Origin of the sequence: Conexibacter woesei Iso977N, assembly GCF_000424625.1 — a bacterium.
Classification (GTDB): domain Bacteria; phylum Actinomycetota; class Thermoleophilia; order Solirubrobacterales; family Solirubrobacteraceae; genus Baekduia; species Baekduia woesei_A.
In genome coordinates, this window is the sequence record NZ_AUKG01000003.1 from 301,683 (window position 1) to 315,027 (window position 13,345).

The window sequence follows — 13,345 nt, forward strand, 5'->3', positions numbered from 1 at the left end:
TCGGCGTTCTGCGCCGTCATCCGCCGCAGCGGCTTCGCCTCACGTGCGCGCGGGCGCGCGCGGGGTGCTGGTCAGAAGGTCGACCAGCCGACGGCGGCGGCCTGGCAGGGGGCGCCGTCGATGTAGGTCAGGGTCGCGTCGGGGACGGAGAGGGAGATCGTCAGGAGGGTCTCCCACTCGTCGGCGAGGGTCGCGCCGAGCTCGGGGTGGCAGCAGAGGGCGGCGCCGTCCTCGCGGTGCAGGACGAGCGCGGCGGCGCGCTCCTCGGGCGTCGGCGCGGAGAGGCCGGTGCGGCGGCGCTCGAGCTCGTCGTAGCGCGCGATCGTGTCCGGGTCCTCGGGCGCGAGGCGCTCGCCCTCGGCCAGCTCGGGGTCCAGGAAGTGGTTGGTGTGCAGCAGGACGCCGTCGGGATCCGGCGCGACCACGCCGACGCCCGCGGGGGACAGCTCGAGCGTCCGCGCGTCGTCCTGCGTGACCACGGTCAGCGCGGTCGACGCCGTGACCGGCGCGCTGCGGGCGATCGCGGTCGCCTCGTCCACTGTGGACGCCTCGTCGAGGATCCGGCGCGCGACCAGGTGCACAGGCACGCCGGTCCCGTCGCCAAGGCCATCATCCTGGTGCTGGAGGAAGTTGAAGTGGACGCCGAGGCCCGCGTCGTTGACGCCGATCTTGCCGAGCACGCCCAGCTCCGTGAACGTCTTGACGACGCGGCCCGAGGCCAGCTCGACGCGCCACAGCAGCTTCGCGTCGCGCAGCGACTGCAACCAGTCCCAGGTCTGGATCGTTCGCGGAGCGCCGCCGTCGCGGGGCAGGACGACCGCGGTCGAGCACTCGCCCGGCGTCTTGGTCCGGACGCGCGCCATGATCTCCGTCCGCGCGTTGACCGCCGCGACCCGCCACGCCGGCAGCCCGGCGCCGGCCGCGATCCCGCGCAGCTCCGCCGCCAGCTCGGGCGCCCAGCCGTCGAGCGCGTGCAGCGCGCTCTCACCCAGCTCGTGCGCGCGCGCCGCGTCGACGCCTCCGGCCGCGAAGATCTGCTCGTACCGCAGCCACGCCCCGCCGACCCCGCCGGCGAACGCCTCACCCAGCGCGCGCCCCCGCGCCTCCGGATCGGTCTGGGTCGAGAGGTACGTGAGGACCGTCATGGCGCCGTCACCATCCCACCACGGCGTGCGCCCGTCTGTCCAACGTGCGCACGCCACGACGTCCGCTGCGTCGACCGCGCGCGCGACCGCTCAAGGAAGTCGCGCGGTCTGACGACAACCGGGAGAGCGTCATGTCGATCCTGCCTGTCGCCGAACCGCCCGCCCCCGTCGAGCCGCCCTCGCTCGTCGCTCTTTACGCCGGGCTCCTGGCCGGCGAGGTCCTGTTCGGCCTGGCCTTCTGGCTGTCGTGGCTCGTGTTGTTCCTGGCGCTGAACGCCGGAGGCGTCGCAGTGACCGCGATCCTGACGGCGGCGTTCGCGGTCGAGTGCGAGCGTGCCGCACTGCGCCTCACGGCCGGCTGGACGCCCGACCGCCTCCGGCTCGCGCTCAGCGGCGTACCGGTCGTGCTCGCGGTGGCCGTCGCGCACAACGCGCTCGGCGGCTGGGAGCCGATGCAGTGGCTGTTCCTCGCGGTCGCCGTGGCGTTCGTGCTGCAGGCCTTCATCCTGCGCTACCTGACCGCCGTCCCCGGCGTGTGAGAAGCGCGGGGCCCGCTAGGCCACCGCCTGCAGCCGCGCGGCGATCGTCCGCGCGGCGTCCGCCAGCTCCGGCGGGCCGAGCACCTCGAGGTCGACGTCGAGCGTTGCCATCCACACCACGAACTGCTGTGACCAGCCCTCGGTGGTCGTCACGATGCAGTGGTCGTCGCCGTCGGGCTCGACGGTCGCGTAGCGGTGTGGGATCCGGCGCCGCAGCAGCTCGGCGGGGCCCGCGAGCCGGATGCGACCCTTGATCGCTTCCTGATCCTGCGCGCGGATCGCCCTCCGGACGTACGCCGCCGGATCTCCTCCCGGGACCTCGCGCCTCGTCCCGCGGCCGTCGAGCCCCACGCGCCCGGTGATCCGGTCGACGCGGAACGTGCGCCAGTCGTCGCGGTCCAGATCCCAGGCGACCAGGTACCAGCGGTAACCGGTGTGGACGATCGCGGCGGGCTCGACCTGGCGGCGCGTGCTCACGTCGTCCTTGGCCCTGTAGGCGAAGCGGAGCCTGTCGCCATCGCGCGCGGCGCCCGCGATCGTGGCGAGCACGTCGGCGTCGATGCGCGTCCCGTCGGGCGGCGCGAACGCGCTGGTCGCATCGCCGAGCGCGCGCACGCGACGGCGCAGCCGGTCCGGGAGCACCTGCTCGAGCTTCGCGAGCGTCCGGATCGCCGTCTCCTCCATGCCCGCGATCGACCCCGCGGCGGTCGAGCGCAGCCCGACGGCGACCGCGACGGCCTCGGCGTCGTCGAGCAGCAACGGCGGGAGATCGGCGCCGGCGCCCAGGCGGTAGCCGCCCGCGATGCCCGGCGCGGCCTCGATCGGGTAGCCGAGCGAGCGCAGCTTCTCGACGTCGCGGCGGATCGTGCGCGAGCCGACCTCGAGGCGGTCGGCGAGCTCGGGGCCGCTCCACTCGCGCCGCATCTGCAGCAGCGAGAGGAGCGCGAGGAGGCGGGCGGAGGTCTGCACCATCGTGCCTTGCATGGTGCCACGCCATGCGGACCAAAGCTGACCGCATGGGTCGTCATGCGGTCAAAAGGTGACCGCATGCCCGAGGAGGCTCCCGGCCATGACCTCCACGACCCTCGAACCGCCCGCCACCGCGGATCTCCCCACCGCGGCCGCCCCGCCCGCCGAGCCCGAGGCCGCCCGCGCCGCCGCGCCCTCGCGCGCCGTCTGGATCGGCTTCCTCGTCGTCCTCGCGGCGTCCGTGATGGACCTGCTCGACGCCACGATCGCCCAGACCGCGGCGCCCGCGATCCGCCAGGAGCTCGGCGGCTCGTACGCGACGATCGAGTGGACGACCGCCGCCTACACGCTCGCGATGGCGACCGGCCTGCTGCTCGGCGGGCGCCTCGGCGACCTCTTCGGCCGCCGCCAGGTGCTGCTCGGCGGCATGGCCGCGTTCACCGGCGCGTCGGTCCTGTGCGCGCTCGCGCCGTCGCCGGAGCTGCTGATCGGCGCGCGGGCGCTGCAGGGCCTGACCGCGGCGGTGATGGTCCCGCAGTGCTTCGGCCTGATCCGCGAGCTGTTCGGCGACGAGGGTCAGCAGAAGGCGTTCGCGATCTTCGGCCCGGTCATGGGGCTGGCGGCCGTCGTCGGGCCGCTGATGGGCGGCGCGATCGTCGACGCCGACCTGCTCGGGACCGGCTGGCGCGCGATCTTCCTCATCAACGTGCCGATCGGGCTGGCGGCGCTGGTCATCGGGCGCCGGTCGCTGCCGCAGACCGCGCCGGTCGCCTCGGGCGCGCGCCTGGATCTGCCGAGCGTGCTGCTCGCGATGGCCGGCGGGCTGGCGATCGTCTACCCGCTCGTCGAGGGCCGCGAGCGCGGCTGGCCGGCGTGGTGCGTCGCGCTGCCGTTCGCCGGCGTGGCGCTGCTCGGCGCGTTCGCCGCGCTGCAGGCGCGGCGGCACCGGGCGGGCGCGACGACGCTCGTCGAGCCGTCGCTGCTGAAGCGCCGCCCGTACGTGTCCGGGCTCGCGCTGGTCGCGACGTTCATCGGCGCGATGGGCGGCATGGTGCTGGCGCTCAACGTGATGTTCCAGACCGGTCTGGGCTTCACACCGCTCGCCTGCGGCGTCGCGACGGCGGCGATCCCGCTGGCCGCGATCGGCGGCTCGATCACGTCCGCGGTCATCGTCGGGCGGCTCGGCCGGATCGTGCTGTGGATCGGGACCGGGACGATGGCGGCCGGGCTGCTGATCGTCGACCTGGTGCTGCGGGCGCAGGGCGCCGAGCTGAGCGCATGGGACCTCGTCCTGCCGCTGGTCGTCACCGGCTTCGGCATGGGCATGATCTTCATGCCGATGTTCGACATCGTGCTGGCGGGCGTCGAGCCGCACCAGCTCGGCTCGGCCTCCGGGTTGCTGGAGTCGATCCAGCAGCTCGGGATGTCGATCGGCATCGCGGTCGTCGGCACCGTCCTGTTCGACGTCGTCGGCTCCGGCCACGGCCCGGCGGCGTTCGTCAGCGGCGCCGACCACGCGCTGCTGGTGAGCGTCGGCCTGCTCGCCGTCGCCGCGGTCACCGTCGCGTTCCTCCCCCGGCACGCCCGCGCCGCGCACTGACCGACCTCCTCTGACCCCTCGCTCCCCGGACATCGTGCGGCGCGGCCGATCCCCAGGCCGCGCCGCCGCTCTGCGTTGCTCAACGATGCTCTCCCCGAACGGCGGCGGCCCGGAGCTCTCCGCCGATGCAGGCCTTGCGCCCACCCACCCTGTGCGAGGAACCTTGGCGGGCGATGATCGAGCATCTCAGCCCGGCGCAGCGCACCACACGGGGCAAGGCCGCGCGGGCGCGGGCGCCGCGCTCCTGCTACGCCGAGTGGGAACCGCCGGCCGAGCGGGCCGATCCCGTCGCCGTGCTCGAGGAGCAGGCGCGCGAACGGGTGCCGGAGCTCAACCCGATCCGCTACGGCCGGATGCTCGTCTCCCCCTTCACGTTCTTCCGTGGCGCGGCCGCGATCATGGCCTCCGACCTCGCCGACCAACCGCGGACCGGCCTGGACGCGCAGCTGTGCGGCGACGCGCACCTGAGCAACTTCGGGGTCTACGCCGGTCCCGACCGCCGCCTGGTCTTCAGCGTCAACGACTTCGACGAGACGCTGCCGGGGTCGTTCGAGTGGGACGTCGCGCGCCTGGTCGCCAGCTTCGCCGTCGCGGGGCGCGACCGCGGCTTCGACCGGCAGCAGCGGGCCGCGATCAACCGCACCGTCGCGCGGTCCTATCGCGAGGCGCTGCGGCGCCTGGCCGACCTGCGGGCGCTCGAGCTCTGGTACATCCACATCGATCGTGACGTGGAGGCGATCGTCGCCGACTGGGAAGGGCGCGTCGGCCCCAAGCTGCGCGCGCGCTTCGACCGCGACATCGCCAAGGCCCGCGCCAAGGACAGCCTCCGCGCGTTCGCCAAGCTGACGTACCTGGTCGACGGCGCGCCGCGCATCGTGCACGACCCGCCGCTCATCGTCCCGATCGAGGACCTGGCCGGCGGCGACGACCCCGGGCGCGTCGATGCCGCGGTACATGAGGCCATCCGCGCCTACCGCGCGTCGCTGCCGCGCGACCGCCGGCTCCTGCTCGAGCGCTACCGCTACGTCCACGCGGCACGCAAGGTGGTGGGCGTCGGCAGCGTCGGGACGCGCGCGTGGATCGTGCTCCTGCTGGGCCGCGACGACGGCGACCCGCTCTTCCTGCAGGTCAAGGAGGCTCAGCGCTCGGTGCTCGAGCCGTACCTCGGCGCCAGCGAGTTCAAGCACCACGGCCGCCGGGTCGTCGAGGGCCAGCGGCTCATGCAGGCCACGAGCGACATCCTGCTCGGCTGGGTCCACACGACCGAGTGGATCGACGGCGTCGACCGTGACTTCTACGTCCGCCAGCTCTGGGACGGCAAGGGCTCGCTGACGGTCGACGTGATGGACCCCACGGCGCTGTGCGGCTACGCCGAGCTCTGCGGCTGGGCGCTGGCCCGCGCCCACGCCCGCTCGGGCGACCCGATCGCGATCGGCGCCTACCTCGGCAAGGGGACGACCTTCGACACGGCGATGGCGGCGTTCGCCGAGCGCTACGCGGATCAGAACGAACAGGACTACGCGACGCTGCGGACCGCGGCGGACGACGGTCGGATCGAGGTGCGGGCGGGGCTATGAGCGGGCGGCGTCGCGACCGCGCGCGCGAGCGTCCCAGAGGGCCCGCTGCTCGGCGAGGGTGAGCAGGCGGTACGTGCGGCCTGGGCTCGGGGGCGTGGGCTTCGGACGCGGCGTCGCCACGGGCCCGTTGATCTTCACACGCGAGACGTCGCAGGTCCGAAGCCCGCCGCGCCCATCATCCGGAAGCCACGCTCCGGCGGAGATCTCGTCGTCTACAGAGCCGCTGCGAGCGTCTGCTCGACGGCCGGCTCGACCGTCGCATTGCCGATCCGGCCGTGGCGGCAGGGTCAGCGTCAGCCGCGAACCGCGGCGGCCTGAGCGGTCTCAGAGCAAGCGCACGCCGGCGGTCACCGCGGCGGCGGTGATCGCGACGAGCAGCATCGGCCCGCGCAGCGCGATGACCGCGAGCGCGGCGAGCAGCCCGAGCTGGCGCGGGTCGAGCTCCAGCCGCTGACCCTGCGCGAACGCGCCGCTGACGACGAGCGCGGCGAGCAGTCCGGGAACGGCGGCGCCCAACGCGCGATCGAGCCACTCCGGGCGGCGGTCGCCGAGCCCGAGCGGCACCGCGACACGCATCGCGATGCAGACCGCGGCCAGCGCGGCGACGCCGAGCCACGTCATCGGCGCGTCACGCCCCAGGCGGCGCAGGCGGTCCCGGCGGCGAGCACCGGTAGGCCTGGCGGCAGCAGCGGCGTGAGCGCCAGGGCGATCGTCGCGCCCGCCAGCGCGGCGAGGACTCCCGGGCGGTCGCGGAGCTGGTCGCGCAGCAGCCAGGCGAAGAGCGCCGGGAAGGCGGCGTCGAGGCCGAGGCGCAGCGGGTCGCCGAGCGCGGTGCCGAAGGCGACGCCGAGCGCCGTGCCGCCGCTCCACGCGGCGAGCTCGGTCAGCGCGGCGCCGATCAGCCGCGCGGGCGGGCCGTCGTCGACGACGGCCCAGTTGGCGTCGGTGAGCAGGACGCAGCACGCCGCGCGCCTCCAGCGCGAGCCCGGCACCCGCGCGGACACGACCGCGCTGATCGCCAGGTAGCGCGCGTTCAGCGCGACGGCGGCCAGCAGCGCCGCAGCGAGCGTGCCGTGCCCGCGCAGGACCGCGAGCATCGCGTACTGCGCGCTGCCCGAGAACGCGGTGAGCGACATGACGACCGGCGCCACATGGCCCATGACCGCGACCGCCAGCGCCCCGAACGCGACGCCGTCGATGACGTCGGCGACCGCGATCGGCGCCATCCGCCGCGCGCCGATCCACAGCTCCGCCGCGACCGCTGATCGGCTCGCACCGCCGCTGTCCGCCTCCGGTTCGCTTCCGGCGTACGTCTTCACGGTGGTAGCTGGTGCCCGCCTCGTGCTACCGGTAAACTTGACGACGATGGAAGCAGGCGCCATCGATCCGCGCACGATCCGCCTCGTCGGGGGCGACGTCGCGCTGGACTTCGTCAACACGATCGACGAGGGCGTCGACGTGCTCGCGACCGCCGCCGGCTTCGCGGTCTGGGCGGACCGGGTCGGGCTGCCGTCGCCCGCCAGGCGCGTCCCGCTGAGCGAGGTCCACGCGGCGCGCGCCGTCCTCGACGCGGTCCTGCGCCCGCTGGCGACCGGCGGCGCGCCGCGTCCCGCCGACCTCCGCGCGCTGCGCGAGCTGGAGCGCGCGGCGCTGGCCGGCGCGACGCTCGTCCCGGGCGGCTGGCGCTTCGGCGATCCGCTGGCGGCGATCGTCCACGCCGCGACCGAGCTGATCGCCCGCGGCCGCCTCGACCGGCTGAAGGCCTGCGCCAACCACGACCACCCCTGCGACTGGCTGTTCCTCGACGACAGCCGCAACGGCACGCGCCGCTGGTGCTCGATGGAGGGCTGCGGCACCGAGGTCAAGATCCGCCGCCTCACCGCGCGCCGGCGCGCCGCGGGTCGCGGCGTCTCCTAGGGCCCGCCCGCTCCGTCGCGGGCGTTGTCCTATGACGTGCTGCGGCGCCTGCGGGGCGCCGCCGAGCGCGGCGGGGTCGCGCGCATGTGGTCGCGGACCGGTTCGAGCAGGCCGGCGAGCTGCTGGACGTCGGCGTCCGCGAGCGGCGCGAAGAGCATCCCGCTGACGACCTCGACGTGGCCCGGGAAGACCTGGGCGAGACGGTCGCGGCCGGCGTCGGTGATCGTGACCGTGATGCCGCGGTCGTCGTCGGGGGACGGCGCGCGGGTGACGAGGCCCGCCTTCTCGAGCAGGCCCGCCTGGTAGGTCAGGCCGCTGCGGCTGTAGACGACGCCGTCGGCGAGGTCGGTCATGCGCAGGCTCCCGGTCGCCTCGTCGCCGAGCCGCGCGAGCAGCTGGAACTGCACGTAGCTGAGGTCGCCCGCCTCGCGCAACTGCTGCTCGATCGCGTGCCGCAGCAGGCTGGAGACCTCGATCAGCGCGAAGTAGGCGCCGAGCTGGGCGGGGTCGAGCGACGGCTTCTTCGAGGGCATGGCGGAGATCGTACTTGCTTCGAATTCGAAGCGTGCTATGTTGGTCGCAAGCAGTGCTTCAAATTCGAAGCACCAACACCACCAAGAACGAGAGAACGATCACCATGAAGGCAGTGCGGTTCCACGAGTACGGCGACGCCGATGTCCTGCGCTACGAGGACGTCGAGCTCCCGGTCCCCGGCGCCGGCGAGGTCCGGATCCGGGTGGCCGCGTCGGCGTTCAACCCGGTCGACGACGGCATCCGCGGCGGCTACCTGCAGGGCCCGTTCCCGGTGACCCTGCCGCACACGCCGGGCATCGAGGTGTCCGGGACGGTCGACGCAGTCGGCGAGGGTGTCGCGAACGTCGCGGTCGGCGACGCGGTCGTCGGGTTCCTGCCGATGACGGCGCCGGGCGCGGCGGCGGAGTACGTGATCGCGCCGGCCGAGGGGCTGGCGGCGGCGCCCGCGAAGGTCCCGCTCGCCGACGCGGCGGCGCTGCCGATGGTCGCGCTGACCGCGTGGCAGGCGCTGTTCGACGACGCCGGGCTGCAGGCCGGCCAGCGCGTCCTGATCAACGGCGCGGGCGGGGCGGTCGGTGGCTACGCCGTCCAGCTGGCCAAGCATGTCCATGCCCTTGTGATCGCCACGGCGAGCCCGCGCAGCGCCGACCGCCTCCGGGCCGCGGGCGCCGACGAGGTCATCGACCACACCAACAACGCCGTGGCAGACGCGGTCGCCGAGCCGGTCGACGTCCTCCTCAACCTCGCGCGCATCGCGCCCGAGGAGCTGGAGGCGATGGCCGCGCTGGTCCGCGACGGCGGTGTCGTCGTCAACACGGTCCCCACGATCGCGACGCCGACCGACGAGGCGCGCGGCGTGCGCGGCATCGGCGTCTTCGTCCGCAGCGACGCCGCGCAGCTGTCGCACCTGGTCGAGCTGGTCGACCGCGGCGTGCTGAGCATCGGCGTCGACGAGCGCCTCCCGCTCGCCGAGCTGCCCGCCGTCCACGCCCGCGCGGCCGCCGGCGAGCTGCGCGGCAAGGTGATCCTGCTGCCGTGAGGCTCAGGCCGGCGGCGGCGCCGCCGCGGCGACCGGCCGCGTCGACCCGCGCTCGACCAGGACCCCCTGCACCGGCGGCTCGCTCGGCGCCACGGTGCTCGACTGCTCAGCGGCGAGCACACCGACGAGCAGGCGGACGGCGGCGGCGCCGAGCTCAGACGGGCGTTCGTCGATCGTCGTGAGGTCGTGGGCGCGGGCGACGTCGCTGTCGCTGAACGTGACGAGCTGGAGCTCGTCCGGGATCGCGATCGAGCGGTGCAGCGCCTCGGTCGCGACGGCGGCCGAGAGCTTGTCGAACGTCGCGTAGATCGCCCGCGGGCGCGCGTCCAGCGCCTTGGCCGCCGCGGTCGCGATCGCGTCCGGCCCCGGGTTGCGCGCGACGACGATCGACGGCGCGACGTCGTGGCGCTCGCACCAGGCGCGGTAGGCGCGCTCGGTGTCGGCCTCGATCGACTGGCGCGGCTGGGCGTACATCAACATGATGTCCTTGTCGCCACCGGCGGCGAGGCGGTCGAGCGCCGTGCGCGTCATCGCCGCGATGTCGTTGTCGACGTGCGGCACCGCGTCGTCGCCCATCGCGTGCCCGATCGTCACGATCGGGATCCCGCGCGCGCCGAGCGCGGCCAGGACCGGCTCGTCCTCGACCGGGTCGACGACGATCGCGCCGTCGAACAGCACGCGGTTCCACGCGGGGCTGTCGACGCCGCCGGGCGCGACGACGAGCGCGTGGTCGAGCTCCAGCGCCGCGCCGGCCGCGCCGCCGAGCACGCCGAGGAAATGCCGGACCTCGCCTGCGAGCTCCGGGAAGTGCTCGATCTCGGGCATGCTCAGCGCCAGGACCTGCGAGCGTCCGAGCACCAGCGCGCTCGCACCCGGGTTGGGGCGGTAGCCGAGCCGCTCGGCGGCGTCGAGGATCCGGTTGCGCGTCGCGGGCGCGAGGCGGCCCTTGCCGTTGAGCGCCTGCGAGACCGCGGCCACGGAGACGCCGGCGTCGAGCGCGACGTCCTTGAGTCCGACGGGCCGGGGCATGAGGTCGTGGAGCGTAGCCATCCGAGGGCGCAGACCAGCGACGCAGGCAGACCTCGCCCGCGTGGACAGAAGCGGTGGTTAAGCGTTATACCACGTGGCGATTGCGGTCCGGGAGCTCGACCGCGAGGCTCGGGACGAGGCCCGTCCCACCGTCCGGGGCGGGCCGTCCAATCCTGAGGAGGAGCTGCAAGATGAGACGACGATCGCTCGCTGAGCCGAGTCGCGCGGTGCCGAACCGCGCCGTGCCGAGTCGCGCCCTCGCCCTGCCGCGCAGCGCCGCGATGGCCCGCGCGCTTGCCGTCGCAGGCTGCGCCGCGGTGGCGCTGCCGGGCGCCGCGCAGGCGGCCGCGCCGAAGCCGGCCGACACCGTCCTGCGCCACGGCTACGTGGCGACGGTCGACCACACCAACTCGGTCGCGCAGGCCGTCGCGATCCGCAACGGGCGGATCGCCTACGTCGGCAGCGACCGCGGCGTCAAGGCCTACATCTCGCACCAGACCAAGGTCATCGACTTGAAGGGCCGGATGGTCATGCCGGGCCTCGTCGACGCCCACGACCACGCGATCGACGGCGGCACGCAGCTGCTCGCGTGCGACCTCGACTACGCGCCGCTGACCGTCGCGCAGTTCCAGCAGCGGATCCAGGCCTGCCTGGACAGGACCAAGGACAAGGAGCCCGACGGCTACCTCCAGGTCACCAACTGGTACCGCCAGGCGATGCGGCCGTCGGGCACGCAGGTCAGCAAGACCGACCTGGACGCGCTCAGCACGAAGCGGCCGATCGTCGTGATGTCGACCGACGGCCACACGCAGCTGCTGAACTCGCGCGCGCTGGCCGACGCGAAGATCACCGCCGCGACCCCGGACCCGGTCAGCGGCAGGGTCATCAAGGGCGCCGACGGGCAGCCGACCGGCATCCTCGAGGACGCCGCGGGCGGCCTCGTCGCCACGCCGGCGCCGACGGCGGCCGACACGCTCAGCTCCGCGACCGCCTCGCTGACCGCGATGCGCGCACAGGGGCTGACGACGGTCTCGCCGCAGTCGATCAACACGGCCGGCATCAAGGCCTATGACACGCTCGCCAAGGACGACAAGTTGACGACGCGCATGTTCATGGCGCCGGACATCGAGACGTCGGCGGCCAACGATCCGGCCAAGGCGGTCCGGAGCGTCCTGGCGATCCGCAGGCAGTTCGACGACGGCCCGCTGGCGCCGCGCGCGGGCATCACGGTGCACGACTCCGGCGAGATCTTCCAGGACGGCGTCCTGCAGTGGCCGGCGCAGACCGCGAGCCTGCTGAAGCCCTACCTGGTCAACAAGGGCACCGACGCGGCGCCCGACTGGCAGCCCGGCCCGAGCAGCGGACCCGACCCCTACATCAAGCTGCCCGTGTTGAAGAAGTTGGTCCTGGCCCTTGCGAAGGCGGGGATCTCGCCCGAGATCCACGCGATCGGCGACCGCGCCGTCCGCCACACGCTCGACGCCTACGCCTACGTGCGCAGGTTCCCCAAGTACGACGGCGTCCGGCTGCAGATCGCGCACGCCGAGATGGTCGACCCGGCCGACTACGACCGCTTCAAGCAGCTCGACGTCACCGCCGACATGGGCTTCCAGTGGGCCAAGCCGGCGTTCGACTCGATCGACGCGGCCAAGGACTACCTCGGCCCGGCGCGCTTCAACCGCATGGAGCCCGAGGGGACCCTCTACCGCCACGGCGCGATCGTCGCGCAGGGCAGCGACTGGCCGGTCGACAAGCTCGACCAGTTCTTCTCGATGGAGGTCCTGGTCACCCGCCGCGGCGACCTCGGCGGCCAGTACGCCGGGCCGCTCGGCAAGGTCCCGGGCGTCCCGATCAAGGCGGCGCTGCGCATGTTCACCATCAACGGCGCCTACGCGCTGGGCGCCGACCGGGAGACCGGCTCGCTGGAGCGCGGCAAGCTCGCCGACATGGTGGTGTTGAGCCAGAACCTCCTGAAGATCCCGTCGAGCAGGATCTCCGACACCAAGGTGCTGCGCACGATCGTCGGCGGCAGGACGGTGTACACGGCCGCCCGCTGAGCGTGATCAGGGCGCGTCGGCGGCGGGACCGGCGTCGTCGACGCGCTCGATCGTCCCTTCGGGCGGCGGGTCGGTCTCCAGCCGGATCTCCTCGCGGCGGACCGGCACGGTCTTCCTGACGTGGTCGGTGACGAGGACCTTGCGCAGCCGCACGCGCTCGGCCGGCCGCATCTCGGTCGTGCCCGTCACGACCTCCTCCTCGGAGCGGACCATCTCCGCGCCGTCGTCGCCGTCGCCGTCGTCGCCGGCGTCTTCCGGTGGCGCGGCGCGGGCGGTCCCGTAGTGGCGGGCGAGGCGCTCCTGCTCGGCATCGTCCAGGCTCGCGTCGGGGTCGATGTTCGGCGCGTCGCGGACGAGCTCGGAGTCGTAGGGGACGACGAGGTCGCCGTCGCGCTCGGTCACGCGGGCCAGCGGGACGATCGACTCGTAGCGGCCGAAGAGGCCGGTGCGCACGCCGGCGTATGCCGCCTGGTCGGTGGCCTCGTCGAGGTAGAGGTCGCCGAGCTTGCCGATGGTCTCGCCCTTGCGGTCCAGGACGGTGCGGCCGCGCCAGTCGAGCAGGGTCGTGAGGTCGTGGTCGGCCATCTCAGCGCTCGGGGTCGATCTTCTCGGCGCGTGCGCGGTGGGTGGTGGCCTGGCGCGTCGCGTCCTCGGCGGCGTCGCGGTGGGCCTCGGCCTCCTTCGCGGCGCGGCGCGAGCGGCGCAGGTGCTCGTCGGCCTCCCTGCGCTCGTCGGCGGCGAGCCTATCGGCGCGCTTGGCCTGCTCCTGCTCGGTGCCGGCGACCTGCTGCAGCCGCCCGGCCTCCGAGACGCGGGCCCGCGCCTCGACATGGTGCTGGCGGCGGCGATCGTCGAGCCTGCGGCGCACGGCGAGGATCGCCATCACGAGCAGCGCGAGGACGATGACGGCGATGATGATGTAGGCGATGGTGCTCATGT

14 protein-coding genes are annotated in these 13,345 nt (G+C 74.0%); 6 read left to right on the plus strand and 8 right to left on the minus strand.

Annotated features, from left to right (window positions below):
- Positions 1 to 71: 71 nt before the first annotated feature.
- Complete coding sequence (locus H030_RS0122985; RefSeq protein ID WP_027007855.1) at positions 72 to 1,145, minus strand: C45 family autoproteolytic acyltransferase/hydolase; 1,074 nt, start codon at positions 1,143 to 1,145, stop codon at positions 72 to 74.
- Between the two features lie 131 nt (positions 1,146 to 1,276).
- Between H030_RS0122985 and H030_RS0122990 the strand changes: the two genes are divergently transcribed.
- Entirely contained in the window at positions 1,277 to 1,684 is a 408-nt protein-coding gene (locus H030_RS0122990) for a hypothetical protein (protein ID WP_027007856.1), read from the plus strand.
- Between the two features lie 15 nt (positions 1,685 to 1,699).
- Here H030_RS0122990 and H030_RS0122995 read toward each other — a convergent pair whose 3' ends face one another.
- Positions 1,700 to 2,656, minus strand: a complete 957-nt coding sequence (locus H030_RS0122995; protein ID WP_027007857.1) for a helix-turn-helix transcriptional regulator — start codon at positions 2,654 to 2,656, stop codon at positions 1,700 to 1,702.
- A gap of 97 nt (positions 2,657 to 2,753) precedes the next feature.
- Here H030_RS0122995 and H030_RS34520 point away from each other — a divergent pair, with 97 nt between their 5' ends.
- Both H030_RS34520 and H030_RS0123005 read left to right on the plus strand, forming a co-directional pair.
- The gene (locus H030_RS34520; RefSeq protein WP_051223521.1) at positions 2,754 to 4,253 is read left to right on the plus strand and encodes an MFS transporter; all 1,500 of its coding nucleotides are present in this window, start codon (positions 2,754 to 2,756) and stop codon (positions 4,251 to 4,253) included.
- Positions 4,254 to 4,426: 173 nt separating this feature from the next.
- A complete protein-coding gene (locus H030_RS0123005) occupies positions 4,427 to 5,830 on the plus strand; it encodes a DUF2252 domain-containing protein (protein WP_035129321.1) in 1,404 nt (467 codons plus the stop codon).
- Positions 5,831 to 6,154: 324 nt separating this feature from the next.
- Here the strand turns inward: H030_RS0123005 and H030_RS0123010 are convergent, their stop codons facing one another.
- Both H030_RS0123010 and H030_RS34525 read right to left on the minus strand, forming a co-directional pair.
- Positions 6,155 to 6,451 (minus strand): AzlD domain-containing protein, encoded by a 297-nt coding sequence (locus tag H030_RS0123010; RefSeq protein ID WP_027007859.1) that lies wholly within the window; start codon positions 6,449 to 6,451, stop codon positions 6,155 to 6,157.
- Positions 6,448 to 7,149, minus strand: coding sequence for an AzlC family ABC transporter permease (locus H030_RS34525; RefSeq protein ID WP_051223522.1), 702 nt, complete (start codon positions 7,147 to 7,149; stop codon positions 6,448 to 6,450). The genes H030_RS0123010 and H030_RS34525 overlap by 4 nt, the downstream gene beginning before the upstream one ends.
- Before the next feature lie 46 nt (positions 7,150 to 7,195).
- On the opposite strand from H030_RS34525, the gene H030_RS38600 reads away from it, so the two are divergent.
- Entirely contained in the window at positions 7,196 to 7,747 is a 552-nt protein-coding gene (locus H030_RS38600; protein WP_051223523.1) for a CGNR zinc finger domain-containing protein, read from the plus strand.
- A gap of 29 nt (positions 7,748 to 7,776) precedes the next feature.
- Here H030_RS38600 and H030_RS0123025 read toward each other — a convergent pair whose 3' ends face one another.
- Complete coding sequence (locus tag H030_RS0123025; protein WP_027007860.1) at positions 7,777 to 8,280, minus strand: MarR family winged helix-turn-helix transcriptional regulator; 504 nt, start codon at positions 8,278 to 8,280, stop codon at positions 7,777 to 7,779.
- Positions 8,281 to 8,384: 104 nt separating this feature from the next.
- Between H030_RS0123025 and H030_RS0123030 the strand changes: the two genes are divergently transcribed.
- Entirely contained in the window at positions 8,385 to 9,320 is a 936-nt protein-coding gene (locus tag H030_RS0123030) for an NADP-dependent oxidoreductase (RefSeq protein ID WP_027007861.1), read from the plus strand.
- Positions 9,321 to 9,323: 3 nt separating this feature from the next.
- On the opposite strand, the gene H030_RS0123035 is transcribed toward H030_RS0123030, so the two are convergent.
- The gene (locus H030_RS0123035) at positions 9,324 to 10,349 is read right to left on the minus strand and encodes a LacI family DNA-binding transcriptional regulator (protein ID WP_196809241.1); all 1,026 of its coding nucleotides are present in this window, start codon (positions 10,347 to 10,349) and stop codon (positions 9,324 to 9,326) included.
- Positions 10,350 to 10,540: 191 nt separating this feature from the next.
- Between H030_RS0123035 and H030_RS0123040 the strand changes: the two genes are divergently transcribed.
- The gene (locus H030_RS0123040; RefSeq protein ID WP_231398520.1) at positions 10,541 to 12,406 is read left to right on the plus strand and encodes an amidohydrolase; all 1,866 of its coding nucleotides are present in this window, start codon (positions 10,541 to 10,543) and stop codon (positions 12,404 to 12,406) included.
- Positions 12,407 to 12,412: 6 nt separating this feature from the next.
- Here the strand turns inward: H030_RS0123040 and H030_RS34535 are convergent, their stop codons facing one another.
- Both H030_RS34535 and H030_RS39840 read right to left on the minus strand, forming a co-directional pair.
- Complete coding sequence (locus H030_RS34535) at positions 12,413 to 12,991, minus strand: PRC-barrel domain-containing protein (RefSeq protein ID WP_051223524.1); 579 nt, start codon at positions 12,989 to 12,991, stop codon at positions 12,413 to 12,415.
- A 1-nt stretch (position 12,992) separates the two neighbouring features.
- Positions 12,993 to 13,343, minus strand: coding sequence for a hypothetical protein (locus tag H030_RS39840; RefSeq protein WP_027007864.1), 351 nt, complete (start codon positions 13,341 to 13,343; stop codon positions 12,993 to 12,995).
- Positions 13,344 to 13,345 lie beyond the last annotated feature (2 nt).

Bases quoted from the DNA above. Each gene is read 5' to 3' on its own strand.
- H030_RS39840 (WP_027007864.1), bottom strand. From the start codon at position 13,343: ATGAGCACCATCGCCTACATCATCATCGCCGTCATCGTCCTCGCGCTG.
- H030_RS0123030 (WP_027007861.1), top strand. From the start codon at position 8,385: ATGAAGGCAGTGCGGTTCCACGAGTACGGCGACGCCGATGTCCTGCGC.
- H030_RS38600 (WP_051223523.1), top strand. From the start codon at position 7,196: ATGGAAGCAGGCGCCATCGATCCGCGCACGATCCGCCTCGTCGGGGGC.
- H030_RS0123005 (WP_035129321.1), top strand. From the start codon at position 4,427: ATGATCGAGCATCTCAGCCCGGCGCAGCGCACCACACGGGGCAAGGCC.
- H030_RS0123040 (WP_231398520.1), top strand. From the start codon at position 10,541: ATGAGACGACGATCGCTCGCTGAGCCGAGTCGCGCGGTGCCGAACCGC.
- H030_RS0123010 (WP_027007859.1), bottom strand. From the start codon at position 6,451: ATGACGTGGCTCGGCGTCGCCGCGCTGGCCGCGGTCTGCATCGCGATG.
- H030_RS0123035 (WP_196809241.1), bottom strand. From the start codon at position 10,349: ATGCCCCGGCCCGTCGGACTCAAGGACGTCGCGCTCGACGCCGGCGTC.
- H030_RS0122985 (WP_027007855.1), bottom strand. From the start codon at position 1,145: ATGACGGTCCTCACGTACCTCTCGACCCAGACCGATCCGGAGGCGCGG.
- H030_RS0122995 (WP_027007857.1), bottom strand. From the start codon at position 2,656: ATGGTGCAGACCTCCGCCCGCCTCCTCGCGCTCCTCTCGCTGCTGCAG.
- H030_RS0123025 (WP_027007860.1), bottom strand. From the start codon at position 8,280: ATGCCCTCGAAGAAGCCGTCGCTCGACCCCGCCCAGCTCGGCGCCTAC.
- H030_RS34535 (WP_051223524.1), bottom strand. From the start codon at position 12,991: ATGGCCGACCACGACCTCACGACCCTGCTCGACTGGCGCGGCCGCACC.
- H030_RS34520 (WP_051223521.1), top strand. From the start codon at position 2,754: ATGACCTCCACGACCCTCGAACCGCCCGCCACCGCGGATCTCCCCACC.
- H030_RS0122990 (WP_027007856.1), top strand. From the start codon at position 1,277: ATGTCGATCCTGCCTGTCGCCGAACCGCCCGCCCCCGTCGAGCCGCCC.